Below are 26,334 nucleotides of genomic sequence, written 5' to 3'. Positions count from 1 at the left end.
AAGCTCTCTCATAAAGAGAGGGCAGAGACTGATGACAAACGTCTTCGTAGGTCGGATAAGCGCAGCGTCATCCGACACAACTGGCGTAAATGGTGGATGACGCTAACGCTTATCCACCCTACAAAAACCCTTTGTCAGCAAAAAAAAGCCCTCTCATAAAGAGAGGGCAAGGGCCTACACAGGACATACTCTTTTATCAGGCAGAAATTAATTCCGGGTTAGCAGGCATCTTCGCAATATATAGCGCAGGTTTACCGTCTTTATCGGAGCTGAAAAGAATGGCGCTGTCATCCGGAGTGAATGAAGGATGTGGATGCGTGACCTGGCGGCTATTGGCAAATGTTGCCCAGGATGTATCATGACGAGCGACGCGGAAATACGCTTTTTTCGCAACATCGAAGGCATATAAATACGGGTCGTTATCGATGGTATAACCGCTGGTGTCTTTCACATCGACAGGCGTACCGGAACCATCGCCGACTAACAGCGAACCATCAAAGTTACTCATCAGATGTGAGCATGCAGGCATCTGCATCACTTCAGCGTTAACACCCGTGTCCGGGTTGTAGCTATAAATGGTGCGGCCTTGCTGGCCTTTAAGATAAGAAACGTACATCAGAGAAGAGCCGTTTGGCACCCAGAATTCATGCGTGCAGCTTTCACCTTCGGCATGCTCTTTCACTTTACGCACGTTGCTACCATCTTCGTTGACCATCCACATACGCGCATCTACCAGGTCATGCGGACCTTCATGGCAGAAGGCGACAGTGTTGTCGTCGAATGGGCGATAAATCGGATGGCCGAGCCAGTTTTTTTCCTGGTGGATCACTGCACTTTCACCGGTTTGTAGATCAACACGCAACAGGCGGCAGTTTGGACCTTTGTGGAAAAAGTCGTGGAAGATTTTCCAGTCGTTCAATGGAACCCAGTCGTCTTTGGAGATTTCGATTCCCACCAGTTTGCTGCAATCGCTGTTAGCCACCCAGGTGCCGTAACCAACCCAATCATCAGGTACGCGGTAAACTTCACGCTCAACCAGCGTCTCAAGATTCACTTCCAACAGCGTGCGCTCGTTCTTCACATAGTAAAGAGAGTTGTCATCAGGTGAGAGGAAGCCGCCAAAAGTGTTGTCGCCAGCGCCTTCAGTTAATTGCACCGCTTCGCCTGCGGCGATATCCAGCAGGTAGTAGTTCCAGTGGCCGTCAAATTCCCCGGCAAACAGGAGCTTGTTGCCATCATTGGTAAAGCATTTTTGATAGAAGTAATTACGATGACACGTGACTTCTGGTGGCGTTAAGCGGGTGACTTCGACGCCTGTGTCTGGGTCCTGACTCACTTCGTAAACCAGCTTAACCCGCATACCTTTAGCCATGATGCTCTCCTTTTACCTATCGGAATTGATGAACGAACAATGGGTGCTAATTTATCAAAACAATGTTTCAAAGTGTGTGATTGCATTCACTAAAAGTAATATCTGTTGTATGAAATGTTGCAAAGAAGGGCATCAGAACGTTGGGGTAAGCCGCTAAGCGTGATCGCTTTATCAAATATGAAAAGAACACCCCAAAATCTGAAACAACGTTTCATTTATAATTGAAAAGCAGTTTCAACAGGATTACTATTCACCCATCAAAGATTACGGAACAGTGTTTGCACCGTATGTAATTTATGAATTGCGCAGTTAGCGCGAACAATATTTTCCCCGAAATGCTTGCGCTAACAGCAGGCCCGTATAAATAAAGGAAACCTACATGATTCTGGATTCGTTCTCCCTACAAGGTAAAGTTGCAGTTGTTACTGGTTGTGATACAGGTCTGGGCCAGGGTATGGCTATCGGTCTTGCTGAAGCTGGTTGTGACATCGTGGGCATCAACATCGTTGAACCGGCTGAAACCATTGAGCGTGTTACTGCTCTGGGTCGCCGCTTCCTGAGCCTGACCGCTGACCTGCGCCAGATTGATGGCATTCCCGCTCTGCTGGAGCGTGCGGTTGCTGAGTACGGCCAAATCGACATTCTGGTAAACAACGCGGGTCTGATTCGTCGTGAAGATGCGATCAACTTCAGCGAAAAAGACTGGGACGATGTCATGAACCTGAACATTAAGAGCGTGTTCTTCATGTCTCAGGCTGTGGCTCGCCAGTTCATTGCGCAAGGCAAAGGCGGCAAAATCATTAACATCGCTTCTATGCTTTCTTACCAGGGCGGCATCCGCGTACCGTCTTACACCGCGTCAAAAAGCGCAGTAATGGGCGTGACCCGTCTGCTGGCGAACGAGTGGGCACAACACGGTATCAACGTAAACGCGATTGCCCCAGGTTACATGGCAACCAACAACACCCAGCAATTGCGTGCTGATGAAGAACGTAGCGCTGCCATTCTTGAGCGTATCCCTGCTGGCCGTTGGGGCCTGCCAGAAGATCTGAAAGGTCCAATCGTGTTCCTGGCATCTACTGCTTCTGATTACATCAATGGTTACACCGTTGCGGTTGATGGCGGCTGGTTAGCGCGTTAATTCGGATTGAAGTAAAGGTGGATGACGCTTGCGCTTATCCACCCTACGAAATCCATTCCTTTCGGTAGGTCGGGCAAGCGTAGCGCCCCCGACAAAATGAAACGAAATAGAAACCTCCTGAAATCAGGAGGTTTTTTTATATCTATACCCTGGCTAAATACAATGCAGGCATGCCTTCTTCGTCGGAAGTGTAAAGCACCCACTGGTTATCCGGGCTAAATGACGGATGTGGATGTGTCACCTGCCGATCTCCATCAAGAACTTTCCACGATGTATTGTGCTGGCAAACCGCTTTCTGCGTCCCTTTCTGCAAATCAAACACCCAAATAAAAGGATCGTTAAGATCGATATTGCCGGTTTTATGTGGTGCACCATCACCGACGACCAGCGTGCCGTCGTGGTTACTCATCAAGTGTGAGCAAGGGGGAATGGTTCGCAGCAGGCGATTTTCGAGAGTTAACGGGTTGGCACTCCACAAATAGCGGTGTGCATCACCTTCTTTGTGAGCGACGTAATAGAGCGCAGAGCCATCAGGCACCCAAAATTCATGGGTAAAACTTTCGCCTTGCTGATGCTGGCGCACTTTGCGCAGATTAGTGCCATCTTGATTAATCAACCACATGCGAGCATCGATGGCATCTCGCGGCCCTTCGTGACAAAACGCTACGGTTTGATCGTCAAATGGCCGGTAAATCGGATGACCTAACCAGCGTTTTTCTTGCAAGATGACTTGTTGCTCGCCGGTGTGTAAATCGATGCGGATCAGGCGGCATTCCGGGTTGGTGAAATAGAAATCACGGAATTTTTGCCAGTCAGTTAGCGGCGACCAGTCGCTTTTTTTGATCTCAATACCAACCAACAGGCTGCAATCCGAATTAGCAACCCAGGTACCGTAAGCCACCCACTGGTCATCAACTTGGTAAACTACATGCTCTTCGAGAGTCTCCAGGTCAACGCGGCGCAGTTCGCGGGTGTTTTTCACATACCACAACGATTGGCAGTCAGCTGACAGAAAGCCGCCGAAAGTGTTGTCACCTTCACCTTCGGTTAACTGGGTCGCCATTTGTTTGTCCAGATCCAGCGAGTAGTAATTCCAGTGCCCTTCAAATGCGCCGCCGAATATCAACCGCCGACCATCATTACTGAAACATTTTTGATAGAAATAATTACGATGGCAAATGACATGTGGCGGGGTTAAACGCAAGACTTCTGCACCGGTTTCCTTGTCGCGTCGGGCGCGGAAGGAAAGTTGGATTTTCTTACCTTTAGCCATAACGACACTCCTGTTTAATCGTTAAAAAAATGCCCTGCCACGCAAGCGGGGCAGGGCATAGATAGCAAAACTAGCCTACTTAATTAACGCATCGCACGTTTCAGGATGCGGTTACCCTGGCGCTCGAACTCAGCTGCAGTTTCTTCTACGGTTTTCTGGCCGTAGTCGATGTACTGCAAAGAGGTTCCGAACAGGGAAACAATCTGCGGATCGTCAAAGTATGGCGAGGTTGCCAGTTTGTTTGGCAGTGACTGCGCCAGTTTCAGACCTGCAACTGATGGGTCGTTATCTTTGATTACGCCATCAGTAGTCAGCTGGGTTACAGCCGCTTTGCTCAATGGCACACCGCGCTCCAGACCCAAAGCCTCCACGCCCGCCTTCTCGTTGAGCAAGAAGTTAATCAGCATCGCCGCTTCTTTCGGATGCTTGGTCGTTTTACTGATAGAGAACATTTGCGCAGGTTTGAAGAACAGACCGGCATCTGTCGCCCCTGGCAGCATTGGGTAAGAACCCAGTTCAAGCTTCGCTGGTGGCTTAAGGTTGTCGGAATATTTGTTAATGGTGGAGTTCCACATGTACGTCCCCGCCCACTCGCCTTCAATCCACGGTTTCATTTCGTACATGTTGCTCTTACCAAATGACGCATAGTACTTAGTGTCAGGCATCACGTGGCTGTCGATGAGTTTCTTGTACATGCCGAAGAACTCAACCCACTGCTCTTTGGAATAACCAAACTGCTTTTTGGTGGTGTCGATTTCAGGAATATTGTATTTCTGCACCATGTAAGAGCGCAGCAGAGCCAGCGTATCCTGGTGCTCTAACACCACCGGGAAGTATTGCTTGCCCAGTTTGCTCTCGAAGGTTTTACCCGCAGCCATCAGCTCTTCCCAGGTTTTTGGGTAAGCGATGCCTGCTTTCTTCCACGTTTCGTCGTTGAAATAGAACACGCGCGCGGTAACGGAAATCGGAATACCGTTTAGCTTGCCGTCAACCGTGGTGGATTGCAGTTCTTTGGGATCAAACTGGGTTAAATCCAGATCACCTTTCACGGTATTAAGATCGTAGAAGCCAGTGCCGGTTTTAGAGAAAATTGGCAGCCAGTTCCAGTTAGTCTGCATCACGTCTGGCTCAGTACCGCCCGCGATTTGTGTGGTCAGACGGGACAAGTGGCCGTCCCAACCAGTGTATTCAGACTTCACCTTAATGTTTGGATGTTGTTTCTGGAACTCTTCAACTGCCTTCAGAGTCACCTGATGGCGTCCGTTGCCGCCCCACCAGGACATGCGTAAATCCACTTGATCTGCCGCGAACGCAGAACCAGCAGCCATGCCAAGGGTTGAAGCAATCAGGGTACTTAACAGCACTTTTTTCATTATCATAGACTCCTGTCAGAGTGAGATGTTCTGTTCTGTTTTTGCGTCGAAAATATGACATTTTTCCATGTCAAATTTGAAATACACCTTACGGTGAAGGCCCTTTTCAATCATTGGCTTAGCTTCATCGGAAGGGATGCGGCAGGTCATTTCGAAATCAGCGACTTTCAGGTAGATGAAGAATTCATGACCCATGTTCTCCACACGCACCATTTCACCGCTGGAATGGCTTTGGGCGAACGGTTCATCAGAGATTGAAATAAATTCAGGACGGATACCGAAGAAAATGTCCTGATCTTTGTATTCAGCGCAACGCTTTTGCTGGCGCTCGTTCAGCGCCAGCGTGTCTTGACCGACGCTAATTTGCAGACGTCCGTCTTTTTCGATCAACTTGCTCGGGCGAATGTTCATTTCTGGCGCACCGATAAAGCCCGCCACGAACATGTTTTTCGGGTAGTGGTAGAGGTTATCTGGTGTATCCACCTGCATGATGTGGCCCAGTTTCATCACGCAGATACGGTCGCCCATGGTCATCGCTTCAGTCTGATCGTGGGTCACGTAAACGGTGGTGGCTGGCTTGCCGCTTTTCTTGAGTTGCTTATGCAGGTCGGAGATACGAATACGCATCGACGCACGCAGCTTGGCATCAAGGTTTGATAACGGTTCGTCGAACAAGAACACATCCGGTTTTTTCACAATCGCACGGCCTACTGCCACGCGCTGTGCCTGGCCGCCAGATAACTGGCGCGGCAGGCGGTCCATCAGCTCATCCAGTTCAAGGATTTTGGCCGCTTCATTCACTTGCGACTCAATCTGGTCTTTTGGCAGCTTGCTCAGCTTCAGGCCGAACGCCAGATTTTCACGTACCGTCATGTGTGGATACAGCGCGTAGTTCTGGAACACCATCGCGATACCGCGCGATTTTGGTGCCAGGTTGTTGACGACGCGGTCGCCAATGCGTACTTCGCCACCGCTGATGGTTTCCAGACCCGCCAGCATGCGCAGGGTGGTTGATTTCGCGCAGCCAGACGGGCCGACGATAACCATGAATTCACCGTCTTCAATTTTCAGGTCGATACCATGAACCGCCTGGAAGCCGTTGGAGTAAACTTTTTGCAATTTGTTGAAAATAACTTCAGCCATGATATTCCCTCACTTAACCTTTAATTCCGCTGCTGGTCACGCCTTGTACGAAGTAGCGTTGAGCCAGGAAGAAGATGATTATCGATGGCAGAATGGAGATGCTCGCCATTGCCAGAATTTCGTTCCATGGAGCGCCTTCTGTCACGTCGATAGACATTTTGAGCGCCAGTGCAATTGGGTATTTGTCGACGCTGTACACATAAATCAGCGGCCCGATAAAGTCGTTCATTGACCACATGAACTGGAACAGGGCGACGGAGATAATGGCCGGTTTCAGAATCGGCACTACCACATACCAGAGCACCTGGAAGGAGTTACAGCCATCAATTTGCGCGGCTTCTTCCATATCGCGTGGTACGCCACGCAGGAACTGGATCAACATGAAGACAAAGAACCCTTGGGTGGCAAATGCCATTGGTAGCCACAGGGGTAAATAGCTATTCAACATGCCCATTTCACGGAACATCAGGTATTGCGGGATTAACAGCACAGTGCTTGGCAGCAACATGGTGGTAATCAACGTGGCGAACCAGAATTTCTTGAACGGGATTTCGAAACGGGCGAAGCCGTAAGCGACAATCGTTGAAGATATAATGGTCAGCAGAACTTTGGGAATCACATACTGCATGGTGTTCAGCATGTAGTGACCAAAGGTGTACTCAGTACCGGTTTTCCAGCCGTTGACGAAACCGTCGCTGGTTGGGTTTGACGGCCACAGGCCCAGCGTGGTGAAGATCTCATGGTTCGGTTTAAACGCGGCAGAGAACATCCACACCAGTGGGTAGAGCATCAACAGGCCGACAATAATCAGCACCACATAGCGAATGCTACGGCTGATTTTTTCGCGACGTAATGTACGGGCGACTTCTTGCTCTGCCAATTCCGTCTGGCTTGGTGAACCGAGCTGGTTTGTTGGAATATCAGCCATTTTTGCCTCCCTTATCTGCGGAGTAGAACACCCAGTATTTCGATGACTTAAAGGCGATGGAGGCAAAGACCGCCACGACCAGGAACAGAACCCACGCCAGCGCTGCGCCATAACCCATATCGAAGTATTTGAACGCGGTGTCGTAGATATACAGTGAGAACAAGTAGGTGTAGTGAGTCGGGCCGCCGCCGGTAATGATGTATGGCGCGGTAAACTCCTGGAACGCCTGCGTGGTCTGCATGATGAAGTTGAAGAAGATGACTGGCGTAATCAAAGGAACCGTCACTTTGGTGAACATCTGCCATTTGGACGCGCCGTCGATCATTGCCGCTTCATACTGTGATTGCGGAACGTTTTGCAGCGCAGCCAGGAAGATGACCATCGCCGAACCGAACTGCCAGACACGCAGCAGCGTAACGGACATCAGCGCCAAAGAAGGCTCACCCAGCCAGTTCACTGGGTCCAGACCGAACACACCAATAAAGCTATTCAGCAGGCCATCGATGGCAAACAGCGCACGCCATAAAACGGCAATCGCAACGGAGCTACCCAGAATAGAGGGGATGTAATACGCAGTACGGAAGAAACCGATGCCGCGTAGTTTAAAGTTCAGAACAAAGGCGATGCCCAGCGCGAATGCGAGTTTTAACGGGATAGTTAAAAACACGTAGGCAAACGTCACGCCCATGGATTTCCAGAAGAGTGAATCTTCGGTCAACATGTAGCGATAATTTTCAATACCGGTGAACACCGGTGGGTTCATCAAGTCGTACTCAGTAAAACTGAGGAAGAAAGATGAAACAAACGGGAAGGCAGTAAAGACTAACAACCCTATTATGTAGGGCGAAATCCATGCCAATCCCAGCATTCTGTTTTCATTCATACATACCTACCTGGTGGTCAATGGTTTAAAAATTGTTTGATACAAAAATATTCTTGAAACTCATTGCCTCACCCTGGTGAGAAATCTGATGGGTCGAAAAGGGTTGGGCATCATCGTCATATTCATTCCCTGATAATTGATTGATAAATAAAAGATTAAAACACCGTTGTGCTTATCGCTTTTCTGTAATGGATAACAGATTTCATAAACATGTGAACCGTGGTTCTTGGTTTGTAAAACAGCGTTTTAATTTATCTTATTACGATTTGTAACTACGTCATTCAATTCATCAGAGAAATGTGATCGATGTCGAAACGCTGTTTTGATTATGTGAAACAGGCGAGGTTTTAGAGACTTGTGTAAAAATGGACAGAGTTTTTATTGATTTTAAAACTACAAGAGTTGAGAGTTGTTTTTAAGAGTATTCTTGGTGATAATACCCACTGATAAGGAAAATTTACGTTTCATTACAAGGTTGTGGCTTTGTTATTGGCGCATTAACAGAGGGTAGAAATAGCGTTGAAAACGCGTTTTTTACTATCGATGCATGACATGCACCAGGAAAGATATGTAGCCTTTATCCTCGCCTAAAACCTGACCTGTTCCGTTTTTTCTTAACGTCGCGTAACCGTTTTAATTTCCCAACTCAGGAAAGGTACTGCGCGTCCTTTTTCTTCATAAATTAAAAACCGGCCAGTTATGTCTTCTATTGAAATGAAAGCCAATCGCCTGGAAAACGTCTCTCCTTACCCGCTTGTGGCACCGCGCCATGAAGAGATTGACTTACTCGACTTGTTATCCACTCTGTTTGCCGCCAAAAAACAAATAGCCATCATTACACTATTATTTGCTTTGTGCGGGCTGGCAGCCAGCTTCCTGCTACCACAAAAATGGACCAGCCAGGCGATTGTTACCCCACCTGAAACTGAAGAGGTTAGTGAGTTACACCGCGCGATGGTAAATCTCACCGTGCTTGGGGTCGAAACCAATCTGAGTTCCGTCAACTTGTATAATTCGTTTTTGAAGAAGTTTGATTCTCAGCAGCTTCGCGCACAATTCCTCAGCCAATCTCCGTATGTGCAGGCGCTGGTGAAGAATGGGGATGTCGATAACCCTGAATTGTACAAAGCCATCGTCAGGGTCTCGCAAAATTTTACCGCGATGGACAATAGTGACCCTAAAAAATCCACCAATATGCCTTACACCTCCTGGACCCTGGGTTTTACTGCGCCTGATGCTGATGATGCTCAGCAGGTGCTGCAAAATTACATTCAGTTTATTGCCGAACAAGTGAATAAAGACATCATCGCTGATGTAAAAAATGCCGTTGAATTAAAAATAGCATATGAAAAAGACCGTCTGGCATTGGATCGGGTCAACCTTGAAAACCAACATAATGTGAACGTTGAGCGTTTGGGTTACTCGTTACAGGTGGCGAATGCTGCGGGCCTGAAAAATCCGGTATACAGCAATAGCCAGGCAGTGAAAGACGACCCTGATTACTCCATTTCGCTTGGGGCAAATGGCTTAGCCGAAAAGCTAAAAATCGAACAGTCGATTAAAGACGTAGCTCAGTTGAATGTCTCAATACAAAATCGTGAGCATGTTCTGAGCGCATTGCAGGCGATAAATCTTGGCTCAGTTGATTTCACACCTTTCAAATACCAGATGCAGCCTTCGCTACCGGTAAAAAAAGATGGCGCCAGTAAATCACTGATTATTGTGTTGGCGGCGCTGGTTGGCTTGATTGTGGCGGCGGGTTCTGTGCTGGTTCGTGGTGCGATGTCGTCTCGTATGAGAATTGAAGAAATATAATCGCTGATATTGCTGCATAAACGGCTGCTTCCAAAACCTGGAAGCAGCCGTTTTTTTTTGGCACTTACTTCAGAAAATCTTCACGGATTGGGGTGAAAGTATCCAAAAGTGTGCCAGCAGCCAGGCATACGCAGCCGTGCATCACGTGAGGTTCTTTATAGAGTGTGTCGCCCGCGGTCACACGGTGAGTTTCTTCACCGATGGTGAATTCAAATTCGCCAGACAGCACATAAGTTAACTGCTCATGTGGGTGATTGTGCATCGGGCCGATGGCACCTTTTTCAAAGTTAACCTGTACTGCCATCATTTTGCCGTCGTGCGCCAGGATACGGCGGCTCACGCCAGCACCTAAATCTTCCAGTTGAGTATCTTTAATAAAAGTGAACATCTTTCGATCCTTGGTTACGTGAAACGTTGTTTCATTTAAATAATCGTAACCTGAAAATCCCCTTTGCGATAGTTGGCACCGGAGTTTTGTAAGGCCGATCACGCTTTCCTGCCTGATAATCTCTCTGTTATAACCAATGTCATGACAAAGAACAGGTGACGAAAAAATGAAAACAATTGGCTTGCTGGGTGGCATGAGTTGGGAATCGACAATTCCTTATTATCGATTGATTAATGAAGGTATTAAGACGCGTTTAGGTGGGCTGCATTCGGCAAAAATTGTGCTGCACAGTGTTGATTTTCATGAGATTGAAGCCTGTCAGACCAGCGGTGAATGGGATTTAGCCGGTGATATGCTGGCGCAAGCAGCGCTTGGCCTGCAAAAAGCCGGGGCCGAAGGCATCGTGCTGTGTACCAACACCATGCACAAAGTGGCACACCACATTGAATCACGTTGCTCGCTGCCGTTCTTGCACATCGCGGATGCGACGGGGCGCGCCATTACTGCGCAAAATGTTCAGCGTGTTGCTTTGCTGGGGACGCGTTACACCATGGAACAGGATTTTTACCGAGGCCGCCTGAATGCTGAGTTTGGCATTGAATCGTTAATTCCCCATGAAGAGCAGCGCCAGCGCATTAATCAGGTCATCTTTGAAGAACTGTGTCTTGGAAAAATCACTGCCGAGTCGAAGCACTATTATCAGCAAGTGATTAAAGAGTTGCAGAAGCAAGGCGCAGAAGGGGTGATTTTTGGCTGCACCGAAATTGGCTTGCTGCTTAACCAGCAAGATTGCCCATTACCAGTGTTTGATACTGCCGCCATTCATGCTGAAGATGCAGTGAAATTTATGCTTGCTGAGGTGTGATTTTTTCTTTTTTAATTTCAAAAAGATAAATGAAAAATCGAGTATCCTCAGCGCACGCCGGGTCATACCCGGCGTTTTTTGTGTTATTAATTTGTTAAGCAGCGCACGTTTTTTCAAACAAGCTGCACCTCTGACATCCTCGCGTTCTGGCGGTTGAACCACGTTCTTCCGCCTTTTGTTATTTCTGCAACCTGGAGTTTTCCCATGCCTGTTTCCTTGCTGGCGCTGGCGATGAGTGCCTTTGCCATCGGCACGACGGAGTTCGTGATTATGGGCCTGCTGCCCGAAGTGGCCGGAGACCTGACGATCTCGATTCCCACTGCAGGCTGGCTGATTAGCGGCTACGCGCTCGGGGTCGCGATTGGCGCACCGATCATGGCGTTACTGACGGCACGTTTGCCGCGCAAACTTTCTCTCGTGCTACTGATGGTAATTTTTATCGTCGGCAACATCCTGTGCGCACTGGCGCTGAATTATCAATTCCTGATGCTGGCGCGCATTATTACCGCGCTGTGCCACGGTGCATTTTTTGGCATTGGTGCCGTGGTGGCAGCAAGCCTGGTCGCGCCAAATCGCAAAGCGTCGGCGGTGGCTTTGATGTTCACGGGTCTGACATTAGCGAATGTGCTTGGCGTGCCAATCGGCACCTGGTTTGGGCAACTGTACGGCTGGCGTTCGACATTCTGGGGCGTGGCGATTATCGGTGTGGTGGCGTTTATCGCGCTGATAGTTAGTTTGCCATCGCAAAAAGAGGAAACGCCTGCCGATCTGAAGCGCGAAGTGAGCGCCCTGGCGAACGGTAAACTTTGGCTCTCGCTGTCAATGACGGTCTTTTTTGCCGCCGCGATGTTTGCCTTATTTAGCTATATTGCGCCGATGCTGTTGCAGGTCACGGGCATTACAAATCAGGGCGTGAGCTGGACGTTGTTCCTGATTGGTGCGGGGTTAACGGTTGGCAATATTCTTGGCGGGCGCCTGGCCGACTGGCGCGTTTCATTTAGTTTGATCTTAAGCTTCAGCCTGATTGCGATTTTCTCGTTGCTGTTCCGCTGGACCAGCCACGGTATGTGGCTTGCAGAAATCACGCTGTTTCTCTGGGCAATGGCGGCATTCGCCACCGTTCCTGCGCTGCAAATCAATGTGGTGCTACACGGCAAAGATGCACCCAACCTGGTGTCGACGTTGAACATTGCAGCTTTTAACGTTGGCAATGCGCTAGGTGCGTGGGTTGGCGGAGCCGTGATTGCTCATGGTTACGGCCTGACCGCCGTACCGGTTGCGGCGGCAGGACTTGCTGCTATTGGGTTGGTCATCTGCCTGATTAACTTCAGCAATGGCACTGGTCATCAACTGCCAGTAACAGAACACTAATTCAGGCATCCAACAACGCGCTAAGTGGCTCGGTGTAGATTTGCATGCTGTTTTGCAAATGTTCGCTGAATGCCGTGACCAGCGCAGAAGCAGGGCGGTGCAGTGGGCGAATCAGGCTCACGGTAAACGGCACCGCCACGCTAAAGCGCCGCGCCACAACGCCACTGGAAGCATAATCCAGAGCGGTCAACGGATTGACCACGGAAACCCCAACTCCCGCCCGCACCATCGCACACACCGACGCTGCACTGTGCGTTTCCATCACCATTCGTCGCTTAACGTCGTGTTCCTGAAACAGTGAATCCAGAAGCTGCCGATAACTGTCGGTACGCGACAAGCTGATGTAGTTTTCTCCGGCAAAATCTTGCGGTGTCAGCACTTTTTTATCGGCGAGGCGATGCCCGGCAGGCAGAACACAAACTTCGTTAAGCGTCAGCAAAGTCTGGCGGTCAGTTCCGGCAGGCGTCACGGTGTTTTCGGTCAGGCCCAAATCATGGCGTTGTGCCGATAGCCATTCTTCCAGCAACGGCGATTCTTGCGGCACAATATTCAGACTTAGTTCCGGATAGCGTGCCAAAAACGGTTGCACCAATACCGGCAAGAAAGATTGTGAAAACACCGGCAGGCAGGCGATAGATAGCTCGCCCTGGCGAAATTCGCGCAGGCTTTCTGCGGCACTCAGTATTCTGTCCAGCCCGTACCAGGAGCGCTGCACTTCTTCAAACAAGCGCAAGCCCTGAACGGTAGGGTGCAAGCGCCCACGGCTACGTTCGAATAATTGCAGGCCAATCAACTTCTCAAGTCTTGCCAGTTCACGGCTGACGGTGGGTTGCGAAGTATGCAGCAATGCTGCTGCTTCGGTGAGGTTACCGGCAGTCATTACCGCATGGAAAATTTCGATGTGGCGTAAGGTGATTGAGGGCATGTTTTGGCCTTTGTGTTTTGGGTCAGCAATGAGCGCCCTCACCCTGGCACTCGCCCCCAGGAGAGGGACTCAAGGAGATTGGTCTGGTTTTCTTCCCTCTCCCTCAGGGAGAGGGCCAGGGTGAGGGGAGATATATCCATATCATAAATGAATAGACTTGGCAGAAAACGATATTTTTTCTTCTCTTCACTCTATGGCGTAATACAAAAAAATGAATTGTTGCCGGAGTCACCATGCCACGCCCACTGAATAACCCTGAAACTGCGTTGAATGCGCAAAACTTGCTGGCATTGCCTGCTGAATTTGGTTGCCCGGTCTGGGTATACGATGCAGAAATTATTCGCCAGCAAATCGCGCAACTGCGCCAGTTTGATGTGATTCGTTTTGCCCAAAAAGCCTGTTCCAACATTCATATTTTGCGCCTGATGCGCGAACAAGGCGTGAAGGTCGATTCGGTTTCTCAGGGTGAAATTGAACGGGCGTTAGCGGCGGGATATCAGCCGCTGGAAAACAAAGACGACATCGTTTTTACTGCCGATATGATTGACCAGCCAACTCTGGCGTTAGTCGCCGAACAGCAAATCCCGGTTAACGCCGGTTCCGTTGATATGTTGCAGCAGCTTGGCGAAGTGTCGCCGGGGCATCGTGTCTGGCTGCGCGTCAATCCAGGCTTTGGTCACGGTCACAGCCAGAAAACCAATACTGGCGGTGAAAACAGCAAACACGGTATCTGGCATGCGGATTTACCGCAGGCGCTGGAGGTGATTCAACGCTACAAACTGCAACTGGTCGGCATTCATATGCATATTGGTTCAGGCGTTGATTACGGGCATCTGGAACGTGTTTGTGGCGCGATGGTGCAACAGGTGATTGATTTTGGTCAGGATCTGGAAGCTATTTCCGCAGGCGGCGGTTTGTCGATTCCCTATCGCGAAGGCGAAGAAACCATCGACACCAATCATTATTACGGTTTGTGGAATGCGGCTCGTGAAAAAATCGCTCAACGTCTGGGGCATCCGGTGAAACTGGAGATCGAACCTGGGCGTTTCCTGGTGGCGGAATCGGGCGTGCTGGTGGCACAAGTGCGTTCAGTGAAAAACATGGGCTCGCGCCACTTCGTGCTGATTGATGCCGGTTTTAACGATTTGATGCGCCCGTCAATGTACGGTAGCTATCATCATATTTCTGCGTTAGCGGGGGATGGACGTGAGCTGGCGATGTTGCCACTGGTCGAAACCGTGGTCGCCGGTCCATTGTGTGAATCCGGCGATGTGTTTACCCAGCAAGAAGGTGGCAAAGTGGAAACCCGTGCGCTGCCGCCGGTGCAAGTCGGCGACTATTTAGTGCTGCACGATACCGGCGCGTATGGCGCATCGATGTCGTCCAACTACAACAGTCGCCCGCTGCTGCCGGAAGTATTGTTTGATAACGGCAAAGCGCGGCTGATTCGCCGCCGCCAGACGGTGCAGGAGTTGTTGGCTTTAGAGCTTATCTAAACTGTAAAACGGTCCCGGCGCGACTGAGTCCCGCAACACCAGCTTGCCAACAAACGGTGGGATCGCCTCGAGCGACTCGCCGTTTGCCAGTTTTATCGCCTGATTGATAGCCGTGATGATCATGTTATCGATAGGCAAATAAACACTGGATAACGCAGGCTCCAGCCACTGCGCGCTCGGCGCATCATCAAAACCAAACAACGAAATATCTTGCGGAATGCGCACTCCAGCCTGATGCAGCGCTTTCGACGCACCCAGCGCCATATCGTCGTTGCAGGCAAACAGTGCAGTAAACGGGACGCGGCTTTCCAGTAACTCCTGGCACAGCTTGTGGCCAAGCTCCATGCTGGAATCGCCGTATTTCACCCGATCTTCGCTAAAAGCAATGCTATGTTTTTGCAGTGCTTGCCGATAGCCCATCAGGCGCGCCTGGCCGGTTGGCGTGGAAATCGGTACGGTGATACAGGCAATATCGCGATGGCCCTGCTGAATTAAATAGTCTGTCGCTTTAAATGCGGCATCTTGTTGTTCGAAGAAAACGCAGCGATCGCGCGCCTGGCTCACATCGCGGTTAATCACCACCAGCGGCACTTTGATGCTATTCATTAGCGACAATAATGTACGTTCACTCATAAAACGGGTGTACAGCACAATGGCGTCACAGTGCCGGTCTACCAGCATTTGCACGGCTTCGAGTTCTTTCTGCGGTGTGTCGTGCCCATCGGTGACAATCAGTTGCTTTCCCCACACTTCAGTCTGGCGCGAGGCTTGTTGTAATAGTCGGCCAAAGTAGAAGCCATCAAACGTCGATACCACCAGACCCACACTATTACTGCTGCGATTGGCGAGCGATCGCGCCAGAAAATTAGGGCGATAACCTAACTCTTCCATAGCGCTAAACACCTGTTCGCGGGTGGTCTCTTTGACTTGCCCAATCCCGTTGAGCACGCGTGATACCGTTGCTTTGGAAACGCCTGCGCGTAGCGCGACATCCAGCATTGTTACCATCAATTCATTCCTGAGTAAGACGCTTAGCCGCGTGGTCGCATAATTTCGCTAGTTTATCACGCTGGGCTGATGAAACATCGTGCTTGCGGCTTCGCTATGCCATTTGGCGGAGCGGATCACGCTTTTGTACCCGTCATACTTCAAGTTGCAGGCGCGTTGGCTGCTTTCAGTCACCCGAATCACTTACTTTAGTAAGCTCATCGGGATTCCTTCTTTTGCCGCCTTCCTGCATCTTGAATTATTTAGGGTATGAATTTATTTGGTATGCCAAATTGGTTTTATTGGAATTCCAATATAACGATGTGGGACATTTATCACGGAATTGTTAGGCGGTTGATCCTATTTTTGGCATACCAAAACGTTCGTTAAACATCACCCTACATAATAAAAAACGACAACACAGAGGTATACCCAATGGCATTACAGGAAAAGTTAATCGACTCGCTGGGGAGTTTCGCCACGAAATTCAACAGTTACCGTTATATTATGGCGATCAAAGCCTCGTTCATCACCCTGATGCCAGTGATTATTGTCGGGGCGTTCTCGGTACTGATTTCTAACATGGTGCTGGACCCGAAAAACGGCCTGGCCAGTTTTTCTGCATTGTCGTTTCTGGCACAGCTGAAACCAATCACCGCGGCGATTAACTACGCCACGCTTAACTTTTTGAACATCGGTGCGGTGTTCCTGATTGGTATCGAATTGGGGCGCATCAACGGTATTAAAAGTTTGTTCCCCGGCTTGCTGGCGGTGATTTGCTTTATTTGCGTGACGCCAACGACTATTGAAATGATGGTCGATGGGCAAATGCACATGGTGAAAGATATTCTGGCACGCCAGTTTTCTGATACCCGCAGCCTGTTCCTCGGCATGTTTATTGCCATTTTGTCGGTTGAAGTTTACTGCTGGCTGGAAAAACGCGAAGGGCTGAAAATCAAAATGCCTGATACCGTTCCGCCAAATGTCTCTGCCTCTTTCTCTGCATTAATTCCTTCAATCATCACCGTTACCGCCATCGCGACTTTCGGTTTCATCTTCCATCAGACCACCGGCATGTATCTGTATGACGCGGTGTATCAGGTGGTGCAGCAACCGCTGGAAAAAGTGGTGCAGAGCCTGCCGGGTATTTTGCTGCTGATGTTTGTCGCTCAGCTGTTCTGGGTTATCGGTATTCACGGTAACCAGATGATCAAACCTATCCGTGAACCGCTGCTGCTTGGCGCGATTACCGTCAACATGAGTGCTTTTGAGCAAGGTAAAGAGATCCCCAATATCATCACCATGCCGTTCTGGGATGTGTACATGAGTATTGGCGGTTCGGGTTTAACCATCGGCTTGCTGATTGCGGTAATGATCGCCACTAAACGCAAAGAAATGAAAGAGATAGCTAAGCTCTCTTTCGGCCCCGGCATTTTTAATATCAACGAGCCGGTGATTTTTGGTATGCCGATTATGCTAAACCCAATTTTGGCTATTCCCTTCATTATTGCCCCACTGGTAACCGGCACGATTGGCTACTTCGCCACCGCAATGGGTTTTGCTGGTAAAGCGGTAGTGATGGTGCCGTGGACCACACCGCCGTTGATTAACGCCTGGCTCTCTACCGCCGGTTCGATGGGCGCGGTGGTGACACAATTGGGCTGTATTCTGGTTTCCGTGCTGATTTATCTGCCGTTTGTGAAAATTGCCTCTCGCCGTGCTGAGCAGGCGCAGTTGCAGGCCGAACAGCAACAACTTGCCAAAAACGCGTGAGGAAGGCATGAGCAACGTAAAAGTCACTATCCCAAAAGATTTTATCCTCGGCGCTGCGGCATCAGCCTGGCAAACCGAAGGCTGGAGCGGCAAAAAAGAAGGGCAGGATTCCTGGCTGGATGCCTGGTACAAAAACGACCGCCATGTGTGGCACGAGGGCTATGGCCCGGCAGTCGCCACTGATTTTATCAATCGCTATCGTGAAGATGTGGCATTGATGAAACTGGCGGGGCTGACGCATTACCGCACCTCAATTAACTGGTCGCGTTTTTTCACCGATTATGAAAAGGGCATCGTCGACGAGGAATATGCGCAGTATTACGACAATCTGATCGACGAAATGCGCCGCACCGGCATTGAACCGATGATCTGCCTCGAACATTATGAACTGCCCGCCACGCTGTTCGAAAACTATGGCGGTTGGGCGTCGAAAAAAGTGGTCGAGCTGTACGTGTTGTATGCGGAAAAAGTCTTTGCCCGTTACGCTCACAAGGTGAATCGCTGGTTTACGTTTAACGAGCCGATTGTAGTGCAAACCCGCGTCTATCTGGATGCGTTACGCTGGCCATACGAGCAAAATACCCATAAGTGGATGCAGTGGAATCACCATAAAAACCTCGCTACGGCGAAAGTGGTGAAACTGTTCCGTGAGAAAGGTTACAGCGGAACCGTGGGCTGCATTCTTAACCCGGAAGTCACTTATGCGCGTTCGAGTGCTGCCCATGATCGGCAAGCCGCGCAGATTTACGACCTGTTCTACAACCGGGTATTTTTAGACCCGTTAGTGCACGGTGAATATCCGCAGCAGTTGTTCGAACTGCTGGAAAAACATGACGTGCAATGGGATTACAACGAACAGGAATTAGCGATTATTCGCGAGAATACTGTCGATGAGCTGGGCATCAACCTGTATTACCCGCATCGTGTCAAAGCGCCGTCGCGCGCCTGGAACCCAGAAACGCCATTCCATCCCGCTTATTACTACGAGCCGTTTGAATTGCCAGGGCGGCGCATGAATAAGTCGCGCGGCTGGGAAATTTATCCACGCATTGTTTATGACATGGCGATGCGCATTAAAACCGAGTATCGCAATATCCCGTGGTTTGTGGCGGAAAGCGGCATGGGCACGGAAAATGAAGCGCAATTCCGCAATGCCGATGGCGTGATAGCGGATGATTATCGCATCAGCTTTATCAGCGAACATTTGTACCAGGCGCTGCGCGCCCGCGAAGATGGCGCAAACTGCCAGGGTTACATGCTGTGGGCCTTTACCGATAACGTTTCGCCAATGAACGCTTTCAAAAACCGCTATGGCTTGATTGAAATTGATCTGCAAAATAATCGTCCGCGGCGGGCGAAAAAGTCAGCCCATTGGTATCGCTCTTTAAGTGAGTCGCGCACTTTACAGCTCAATATTGATGATGAATGGAAATAATCATTCAGCAGCTTAATTTGATAAGCTAGCAGGCATTAATCAGCGGCAGTACGTTATGCCGCTGAGAATCGACAAATACGGGTGATATCGTGGACAAGGTAGTGCTTTCGCCAGAAAAAAAACAATACCAGGAAATTGGTGAGGATCTGCGCGCGCAAATCATGCAGGGATTGTATCCGGTCGGTTCGCGTTTGCCGCCTGAACGTAACATTGCCGAAACGTACGGTGTCAGTCGTACCATTGTTCGTGAAGCATTACTGATGCTGGAATTGCAGGGCACGGTCGATATTCGCCAGGGATCGGGTGTGTATGTGACACGCGTTCCGGCAGAAAATGAAGCGGAAGAAGAAGCTTTTTTCAGTAGCGATATTGGTCCCTTTGAAATGCTGCAAGCACGCCAGTTGCTCGAAAGTAATATTGCGGCCTTTGCCGCAAAAATGGCCACCAAAGCGGATATCGATAACCTCAAACGTATCCTTGAACAAGAACAACGTGCCATTGCGATGAATGACCTGAGCCAGGACAACTGCAAGATGTTTCACCTGGTTCTGGCAGGGGCGTCGCAAAACCAGATGTTGTTGGCGACGGTAGAAAGTATCTGGCGTCATCTTGATAGCAGCCCGATGTGGCAGCAATTACGTGCGCATATCGACACCCGTAGTTATCGCCTGAAATGGCTGGGTGACCTGCAAACCATTCTGGCAGCGCTGCGCCGCCGTGATGTGATGGGTTCGTGGCAGGCGATGTGGCAGCATTTAGAAAACGTTAAAAACAGCCTGCTTGAACAGTCTGACTCCGATGCACCAGATTTTGATGGCTACTTATTCGAGTCGGTTCCCATTTTCCAGGGGAAGTTGATGTGAAGATTCTGCCACTCTACGCCGTACCACAATATGGGCCGCAAGTGACGGACTGGCTGTGGCAAGCGTTTGGCACCTCTGATAGCCGTGACTTTTTCGCTTCAATTGTGGCAACCAGCCAGCGAGAAGGGGAAATGCCGCTGACATTTGTCGCTGTAGAGGGGGACAAGTTAGTAGGAACGGTAGGGTTGTGGCGCTGTGATTTAATTAGCCGCCAGGATCTCTATCCGTGGCTCGCGGCGTTATACATTGATGAAAAGCAGCGTGGCCGCGGGTTAGGCGCACAATTGCAACAGCACGTTATTGAATATGCCCGTACGCTCGGCTACCCCCAGTTGTATCTCTATTCGGCCTGTAAAGATTACTACGAGCGTTTTGGCTGGCAGTATATCGGCGACGGACTAGACTACCCGAGCAAGTCTGTGCACCTTTATCGGTTTACTCTTTAAATCTCTCTTCCCTGAGTGCTCACTCACCAATTGTCTGAATTGTTGCCCATCACCATCGTAATACGACCGAAACCTCGCCTGCACTACTGAAAATCAGTAACATTATTCTCACATCTGTGAGGGCCGAGGTTTGGTGGCCTTATATCAACAACAAGGAGCGGAAATGAAGCTTAACTCAATTCAGTCAATGGTAGCGGGAACGGTGTTAGTTGCGATGACTTCGCTGCCAGCGGTTGCCGCTGAGTCTGCCCAGGCGCTTTACAAACAATGCGAAGCGAAAGAATCGACTGCCGAGCAGCGTGAATGTTATCCGGCCGTGGTGAAGCAATCTGAGGCCGAACTGGTCGCAATTGAGAAAAAGACGCGGGCGGATCTGGTCGAGCTTGAGAATATGAGCGAAGGGAGCAAGTCACTGCAGCCTGTTAAGGCATTCGACAATGCAGAGCGTGCGTATCGTGAGTTTCGCACTGCCGAAAGCCATCGCGTGTTGACGTCCTACGGTTCAGGTAATGGCGGCGGTCTTGCCGCTTACCAAACAATCATCGAAATGAACCTTTCGAGAATCAAACAGTTGAGTGATGATTAATATCATTACTCTCCTGAATAAGTAATCACCGAATGGCGGCGTACCAGTGTTGGGCTGAACATATGCGTGATTTCAGGTAACTCACGTTTTTCAGCCAGCGCCAGGGCCAGTTCTGCGGCCTGCGCCGCCATGGTGATGATTGGGTAACGCACGGTCGTCAGGCGCGGGCGAACGTAGCGTGAGATCAACACATCATCGAAGCCAATCAGTGAAATCTCTTTTGGTACATCAATCCCGTTGTCGTTCAACACGCCCATCGCTCCTGCGGCCATGGAGTCGTTGTAACACGCAACGGCGCTGAAATGTCTTCCACGACCTAACAACTCTGTCATTGCCAACTCGCCGCCGCTTTCATCAGGTTCACCGTAAGTCACTAACCGCTCGTTAACCGGTAAACCGTGTTCGGTTAGTGCGTCGTAATAACCTTGCAAGCGGTCCTCTGCATCTGAAATCTGGTGGTTGGAACAGAGGTAGCCAATTTTGGTATGGCCTTGTTGAATCAGATGGCGTGTGGCAAGCCAGGCGCCGTAGCGGTCATCCAGCGCCACACAGCGCTGCTCGAAACCGGGAATAATGCGGTTGATAACTACCATGCCCGGCATCTGCTTCATTAATGAAATCAGTTCGCTATCAGGGATTTTTTTTGCATGAACCACCAGGGCGGCACAACGATGGCGGATGAGTTGCTCAATTGCCTGGCGTTCTTTTTGTTCGTTGTGGTAACCGTTACCAATCAATAAAAAGTTGCCGGTACGATAGGCGACTTGTTCGACGGCTTTGACCATCGCGCCGAAGAAGGGATCGGATACATCACCCACTATCAAACCAATAGTTTCAGTAGTTTGCTGAGCCAGCGCTCGCGCATTTGCGTTAGGGTGGTAATTCAGTTCTTCCATCGCACTGGTCACCGCCAGACGTGACGCCTCGCTGGCTTTTGGTGAATCATTAATGACACGAGATACCGTGGCGACAGAAACGCCTGCCAGTTTTGCTACATCCTTTATTGTCGCCATCGAAAGTGTTCCTGAGTGGGTAAGCGTTTACACAATTTTAAGTGTTACGGAAAAGTCGTGCTACTTCAAGCGCGCAACTGTATTCATCGTCGCAAACTCATGCAAAAAACGGCCATTTTTAGTGTAATCGTTACACTTATTTGCCGCTGAAATTTAAGCGCAACGGGAGTGATTGTCATGTTCTGGATTTTTAATGATTTCAGACTAAATCTTTGCTTACAGTTTGCATCGCGCTGTTGCTATTTCGACATGGCGAAGACTGACTCGCCACTGCTACATTTGAAGTCCCAGAGGTATTGATAGGTGATGTCAGCTTCTAATTGCTGATCACATGAATTACACCAACCTGCGCGGATGCGCAGGTTTTTTTTGCCCAAAATTTGCCTGCCTGTAACAAGACTCAATGTTTTAAACACCTGGTTGCACTTTCCGCTAATTCCCTTGCTCTTTCTCGCTGGTGAGCCTGCCAGGAGTGCGCCACAATTCAAATCCCAGAGGTATTGATTGGTGAGAATTCCAGGTACGTTGTTGAGTACCATTCTTTTGCACCAACCTGCGCAGATGCGCAGGTTTTTTTTTGCTTTATTTTCAGAGTTCGTGTTCCTCGAAACTATCGCTCCTTTGAAGTTAGTCATGTAATCTGCCACTACACTTAAGTGCCTGCGGTTTATTCATGACAAAGGGAGTTGCTATGCTATTTGGTTTTTTCCGTACGTTATTTCGTATTCTGTTCAGAGTGCGTCTTTATGGTGATCCTCAAGTTCTCTCCCAATCGCGCGTTCTGATCGTCCCTAACCACGTATCCTTCATTGATGGAATTTTGTTAGCGTTGTTTTTACCCGGACGCCCGGTATTCGCCGTCTATTCTTCTATCAGCCAGCAGTGGTACATGCGTTGGCTGAAATCACTGATTGATTTTGTACCGCTCGACCCAACCAAACCGATGTCGATTAAGCATCTGGTTCGCCTGGTGGAACAGGGCCGACCGGTGGTTATCTTCCCGGAAGGGCGCATTTCGGTGACCGGTTCGTTGATGAAAATCTATGAAGGGGCGGGGTTTGTTGCCGCTAAATCGAATGCGACGGTTGTCCCGATTCGTATTGATGGCGCTGAGCTGAGCTTCTTTAGCCGCCTGAAAGGTCTGGTAAAACGCCGCGTATTCCCTCGTATCAACCTGCATATTCTGCCACCGACTTCGATTGCGATGCCGGATGCGCCGCGCGCCCGTGACCGCCGTAAAATGGCGGGTGAAATGCTGCATCAAATTATGATGGAAGCGCGGATGGCGATACGTCCTCGTGAAACATTGTACGAAGCGCTACTTGCCGCTCAGCGTCGTTACGGTGAGCGCAAAAACTGTATTGAAGATATCAATTTCAAACCGGATACCTACCGTAGCCTGTTAACTAAAACGCTGTTTGTCGGTCGTATTTTGGATAAATACACCGTACAAGGAGAAACTATTGGCCTGATGTTGCCGAATGCGGCGATTAGTGCCGCGGTGATTTTTGGTGCTTCTTCTCGCGGGCGAATTCCGGCGATGATGAACTACACCGCAGGTGTGAAAGGGTTGACCAGTGCCATTACCGCGGCGCAACTCAAAACCATTTTCACCTCCCGTCAGTTCCTCGACAAAGGCAAGTTATGGCATTTGCCGGAGCAACTCACGCAGGTGCGCTGGGTGTTTCTGGAAGATTTAAAAGCTGATGTCACGCTTGCCGATAAACTTTGGATTTTTAGCCATTTATTAATGCCGCGTTTGGCACAGGTTAAACAGCAACCCGAAGACGCCGCGATGGTGTTGTTTACCTCTGGTTCTGAGGGCAATCCAAAAGGTGTGGTGCATAGCCATAAAAGTTTACTGGCGAACGTTGAGCAAATTCGCACTATCGCGGATTTCACCGCCAACGACCGTTTTATGTCAGCACTACCGTTATTCCACTCGTTTGGCCTGACCGTCGGCTTATTCACGCCGTTGCTCACCGGTGCCGAAGTCTTCCTCTATCCAAGCCCGCTGCATTACCGCATTGTGCCGGAACTGGTTTATGACCGTAACTGCACCGTATTGTTTGGCACATCCACCTTCCTCGGCAACTATGCCCGTTTCGCTAATCCTTATGACTTCTACCGTCTGCGCTACGTGGTGGCGGGAGCAGAAAAGCTCCAGGAAAGCACTAAACAGCTCTGGCAGGATAAATTTGGCCTGCGCATTCTGGAAGGTTATGGCGTGACGGAATGTGCGCCAGTGGTTTCAATTAACGTCCCGATGGCGGCAAAAGTTGGCACCGTTGGGCGTATTCTGCCCGCGATGGATGCCCGTCTGATGGCGGTGCCTGGTATTGAAGAGGGTGGGCGGCTGCAATTGAAAGGGCCAAACATCATGAAGGGCTATCTGCGTGTCGAAAATCCAGGTGTGCTGGAAGCGCCGTGTGCTGAAAATGCGCAGGGGGAAATGGAGCCGGGTTGGTACGACACGGGTGATATTGTCCGGTTTGATGAGCACGGCTTTTGTGTGATTCAGGGGCGCGCTAAACGCTTTGCCAAAATTGCCGGTGAAATGGTTTCGCTGGAAATGGTCGAGCAATTGGCACTGGGTGTTTCGCCTGAGAAAATGCACGCAACGGTTATCAAAACTGACGCAGCAAAAGGTGAAGCTCTGGTGATGTTCACCACGGATAATGAACTCAGCCGTGAAAAATTGTTGCAACATGCGCGTGCAAACGGCGTGCCTGAGCTGGCGGTTCCCCGTGATATTCGCTTCCTCAAACAGTTACCTTTACTCGGCAGCGGCAAACCTGATTTTGTCAGCCTGAAAGTGCTGGTAGACCAACCGGAGACAGAGAATGCGTGATAGCGCCGTGAACGATACCTCTATTTGGTCCAGAGGTATGATGGCAGTAACAGGCGCGCAGTTTTTATCGGCGTTTGGTGACAATGCTTTGCTATTCGCCACGCTGGCGGTACTCAAACAGCAGTTCTATCCCGACTGGAGCCAACCGGTTTTACAGATGGTGTTTGTCGGTGCTTACATTTTGTTTGCTCCGTTTGTCGGCCAGGTGGCGGATAGCTTTGCCAAAGGGCGAGTGATGATGTTTGCCAACTGCCTCAAGCTCATCGGCGCGGCGGTTATCTGTTTTGGACTTAATCCCTTTGTCGGTTACACGCTGGTGGGAATAGGTGCTGCGACATATTCACCGGCTAAATACGGGATTCTTGGTGAACTCACGACCGGTGACCGCCTGGTGAAGGCAAATGGCTTGATGGAGTCATCGACCATTGCTGCGATTCTGCTAGGTTCTATGGCGGGCGGTGTACTGGCTGATTGGCATATTGTTGCGGCACTGGGCGTCTGCGTGCTGGTGTATGCCGGGGCGGTCGTCGCTAATATGTTTATCCCGAAACTTGCACCGGCGCGTCCTGATCAGTCATGGCGCTTTACTCCCATGACCCGAAGTTTCTTCAATGCTTGCCGCACGTTGTGGCAGAACGGTGAAACTCGTTTCTCATTAGTGGGAACCAGCTTGTTCTGGGGCGCTGGTGTGACATTGCGTTTCTTGTTGGTGTTATGGGTACCGGTAGCGCTGGGCATTACCGATAACGCGACGCCAACTTACCTGAACGCGATGGTCGCAGTGGGCATTGTGGTGGGGGCCGGGGCTGCGGCTAAACTGGTGACGCTTAAAACCGTGGCGCGGTGCATGCCTGCAGGGATTTTGATTGGCGTTGGCGTGTTGTTCTTTGCCATGCAACACGCGTTGCTACCGTCCTACATGCTATTAGTGCTGATTGGCATCCTGGGGGGCTTCTTCGTGGTCCCGCTCAATGCATTACTTCAGGAACGGGGTAAACATTCGGTAGGAGCAGGGAATGCCATTGCGGTGCAAAATCTCGGTGAAAATACCGCGATGCTGCTGATGTTAGGGCTTTATTCACTGGCGGTTAAAATCGGTGTACCCATTGTCGGCATCGGTATTGGTTTCGGAGCGGTATTTGCGCTGGCCATTACTGGGTTGTGGGTTTGGCAGATTCGGCAGAAATAGTTTTCTCCCCTCTCGGACTGAGCTGTCTCTTAGTCACATCTTTGAGGGCAGCTTCCTGCCGAGCCGGCGCAGGTTCCGTTCACCAGGCGAAAGTGTATTTATGTCGCCACGGAACCGGTGAACGTCTTAGGGTGGCCACCGTCGCCACCCTAAGAACCCGGACTCCCGGCAAATAAATCGCCGCAAGCGGTAAACCTCCATTTTGCCTCCGTGTCAGG

Annotated in this window: 23 protein-coding genes; 12 read left to right on the top strand and 11 right to left on the bottom strand. The window is 50.0% G+C overall.

The genetic code is table 11. The features are described from left to right. Positions 1–196: 196 nt before the first annotated feature. Positions 197–1,372, bottom strand: coding sequence for an oligogalacturonate lyase family protein (locus MES37_RS15325; RefSeq protein WP_064543734.1), 1,176 nt, complete (start codon positions 1,370–1,372; stop codon positions 197–199). 379 nt (positions 1,373–1,751) lie between these two features. On the opposite strand from MES37_RS15325, the gene kduD reads away from it, so the two are divergent. Next, the gene (kduD, locus tag MES37_RS15320; RefSeq protein ID WP_064543736.1) at positions 1,752–2,513 is read left to right on the top strand and encodes a 2-dehydro-3-deoxy-D-gluconate 5-dehydrogenase KduD; all 762 of its coding nucleotides are present in this window, start codon (positions 1,752–1,754) and stop codon (positions 2,511–2,513) included. A 142-nt stretch (positions 2,514–2,655) separates the two neighbouring features. Here kduD and MES37_RS15315 read toward each other — a convergent pair whose 3' ends face one another. From MES37_RS15315 to MES37_RS15295, 5 genes are all read right to left on the bottom strand, one after another. Beyond that, entirely contained in the window at positions 2,656–3,786 is a 1,131-nt protein-coding gene (locus MES37_RS15315) for an oligogalacturonate lyase family protein (RefSeq protein WP_064543738.1), read from the bottom strand. 83 nt (positions 3,787–3,869) lie between these two features. Continuing rightward, a complete protein-coding gene (locus MES37_RS15310) occupies positions 3,870–5,159 on the bottom strand; it encodes an ABC transporter substrate-binding protein (protein WP_064543740.1) in 1,290 nt (429 codons plus the stop codon). Positions 5,160–5,174: 15 nt separating this feature from the next. After that, positions 5,175–6,302: an ABC transporter ATP-binding protein gene (locus MES37_RS15305; protein ID WP_064543742.1), complete on the bottom strand. Its 1,128-nt coding sequence runs from the start codon at positions 6,300–6,302 to the stop codon at positions 5,175–5,177. Between the two features lie 13 nt (positions 6,303–6,315). Continuing rightward, entirely contained in the window at positions 6,316–7,230 is a 915-nt protein-coding gene (locus tag MES37_RS15300; RefSeq protein WP_064543744.1) for a carbohydrate ABC transporter permease, read from the bottom strand. Next, entirely contained in the window at positions 7,223–8,113 is an 891-nt protein-coding gene (locus MES37_RS15295; protein ID WP_064543746.1) for a carbohydrate ABC transporter permease, read from the bottom strand. Before MES37_RS15295 ends, MES37_RS15300 begins: the two co-directional genes overlap by 8 nt. Before the next feature lie 699 nt (positions 8,114–8,812). Between MES37_RS15295 and wzz(fepE) the strand changes: the two genes are divergently transcribed. Further along, on the top strand, positions 8,813–9,928 hold the full coding sequence (gene wzz(fepE) / locus MES37_RS15290; protein ID WP_133522173.1) for an LPS O-antigen length regulator Wzz(fepE): 1,116 nt from the start codon (positions 8,813–8,815) through the stop codon (positions 9,926–9,928). 64 nt (positions 9,929–9,992) lie between these two features. On the opposite strand, the gene MES37_RS15285 is transcribed toward wzz(fepE), so the two are convergent. Next, on the bottom strand, positions 9,993–10,316 hold the full coding sequence (locus tag MES37_RS15285; RefSeq protein WP_064543749.1) for a cupin domain-containing protein: 324 nt from the start codon (positions 10,314–10,316) through the stop codon (positions 9,993–9,995). Positions 10,317–10,482: 166 nt separating this feature from the next. On the opposite strand from MES37_RS15285, the gene MES37_RS15280 reads away from it, so the two are divergent. Both MES37_RS15280 and MES37_RS15275 read left to right on the top strand, forming a co-directional pair. Next, on the top strand, positions 10,483–11,181 hold the full coding sequence (locus tag MES37_RS15280; RefSeq protein WP_237931904.1) for an aspartate/glutamate racemase: 699 nt from the start codon (positions 10,483–10,485) through the stop codon (positions 11,179–11,181). Positions 11,182–11,385: 204 nt separating this feature from the next. Next, positions 11,386–12,552: an MFS transporter gene (locus MES37_RS15275; protein ID WP_064543754.1), complete on the top strand. Its 1,167-nt coding sequence runs from the start codon at positions 11,386–11,388 to the stop codon at positions 12,550–12,552. A 1-nt stretch (position 12,553) separates the two neighbouring features. Here the strand turns inward: MES37_RS15275 and MES37_RS15270 are convergent, their stop codons facing one another. Next, entirely contained in the window at positions 12,554–13,477 is a 924-nt protein-coding gene (locus tag MES37_RS15270; RefSeq protein WP_064543786.1) for a LysR family transcriptional regulator, read from the bottom strand. A 233-nt stretch (positions 13,478–13,710) separates the two neighbouring features. On the opposite strand from MES37_RS15270, the gene lysA reads away from it, so the two are divergent. Then, a complete protein-coding gene (gene lysA, locus MES37_RS15265; RefSeq protein WP_237931902.1) occupies positions 13,711–14,973 on the top strand; it encodes a diaminopimelate decarboxylase in 1,263 nt (420 codons plus the stop codon). On the opposite strand, the gene MES37_RS15260 is transcribed toward lysA, so the two are convergent. Then, a complete protein-coding gene (locus tag MES37_RS15260; protein ID WP_064543758.1) occupies positions 14,959–15,981 on the bottom strand; it encodes a LacI family DNA-binding transcriptional regulator in 1,023 nt (340 codons plus the stop codon). The two genes, lysA and MES37_RS15260, sit on opposite strands and share 15 nt — an antisense overlap. A gap of 414 nt (positions 15,982–16,395) precedes the next feature. Between MES37_RS15260 and MES37_RS15255 the strand changes: the two genes are divergently transcribed. The 5 genes from MES37_RS15255 (at position 16,396) to MES37_RS15235 (ending at position 21,063) form a co-directional block, all read left to right on the top strand. Further along, on the top strand, positions 16,396–17,733 hold the full coding sequence (locus MES37_RS15255) for a PTS sugar transporter subunit IIC (protein ID WP_237931900.1): 1,338 nt from the start codon (positions 16,396–16,398) through the stop codon (positions 17,731–17,733). 7 nt (positions 17,734–17,740) lie between these two features. Beyond that, on the top strand, positions 17,741–19,168 hold the full coding sequence (locus tag MES37_RS15250) for a glycoside hydrolase family 1 protein (protein ID WP_237931898.1): 1,428 nt from the start codon (positions 17,741–17,743) through the stop codon (positions 19,166–19,168). An 89-nt stretch (positions 19,169–19,257) separates the two neighbouring features. Further along, on the top strand, positions 19,258–20,031 hold the full coding sequence (locus MES37_RS15245; RefSeq protein ID WP_064543761.1) for a GntR family transcriptional regulator: 774 nt from the start codon (positions 19,258–19,260) through the stop codon (positions 20,029–20,031). Beyond that, on the top strand, positions 20,028–20,477 hold the full coding sequence (locus MES37_RS15240) for a GNAT family N-acetyltransferase (RefSeq protein WP_064543763.1): 450 nt from the start codon (positions 20,028–20,030) through the stop codon (positions 20,475–20,477). The genes MES37_RS15245 and MES37_RS15240 overlap by 4 nt, the downstream gene beginning before the upstream one ends. A 163-nt stretch (positions 20,478–20,640) precedes the next feature. Beyond that, positions 20,641–21,063: a lysozyme inhibitor LprI family protein gene (locus MES37_RS15235; protein WP_064543764.1), complete on the top strand. Its 423-nt coding sequence runs from the start codon at positions 20,641–20,643 to the stop codon at positions 21,061–21,063. Positions 21,064–21,068: 5 nt separating this feature from the next. Here the strand turns inward: MES37_RS15235 and galR are convergent, their stop codons facing one another. Beyond that, the gene (gene galR / locus MES37_RS15230; RefSeq protein WP_064543766.1) at positions 21,069–22,076 is read right to left on the bottom strand and encodes an HTH-type transcriptional regulator GalR; all 1,008 of its coding nucleotides are present in this window, start codon (positions 22,074–22,076) and stop codon (positions 21,069–21,071) included. 239 nt (positions 22,077–22,315) lie between these two features. Beyond that, a complete protein-coding gene (locus MES37_RS15225) occupies positions 22,316–22,711 on the bottom strand; it encodes a hypothetical protein (RefSeq protein ID WP_064543768.1) in 396 nt (131 codons plus the stop codon). Positions 22,712–22,767: 56 nt separating this feature from the next. Here MES37_RS15225 and aas point away from each other — a divergent pair, with 56 nt between their 5' ends. Together aas and lplT are read left to right on the top strand one after the other, a co-directional pair. Further along, a complete protein-coding gene (aas, locus tag MES37_RS15220) occupies positions 22,768–24,927 on the top strand; it encodes a bifunctional acyl-ACP--phospholipid O-acyltransferase/long-chain-fatty-acid--ACP ligase (protein ID WP_237931896.1) in 2,160 nt (719 codons plus the stop codon). Then, positions 24,920–26,116, top strand: a complete 1,197-nt coding sequence (lplT, locus tag MES37_RS15215; RefSeq protein WP_237931894.1) for a lysophospholipid transporter LplT — start codon at positions 24,920–24,922, stop codon at positions 26,114–26,116. The genes aas and lplT overlap by 8 nt, the downstream gene beginning before the upstream one ends. Positions 26,117–26,334: the final 218 nt, after the last annotated feature.

Source organism: Buttiauxella sp. S19-1, assembly GCF_022134725.1.
Classification (GTDB): Bacteria; Pseudomonadota; Gammaproteobacteria; order Enterobacterales; family Enterobacteriaceae; genus Buttiauxella; species Buttiauxella ferragutiae.
Note: the sequence above shows the minus strand (reverse complement) of the source record. Positions and strands in the feature narration are given on the sequence as shown.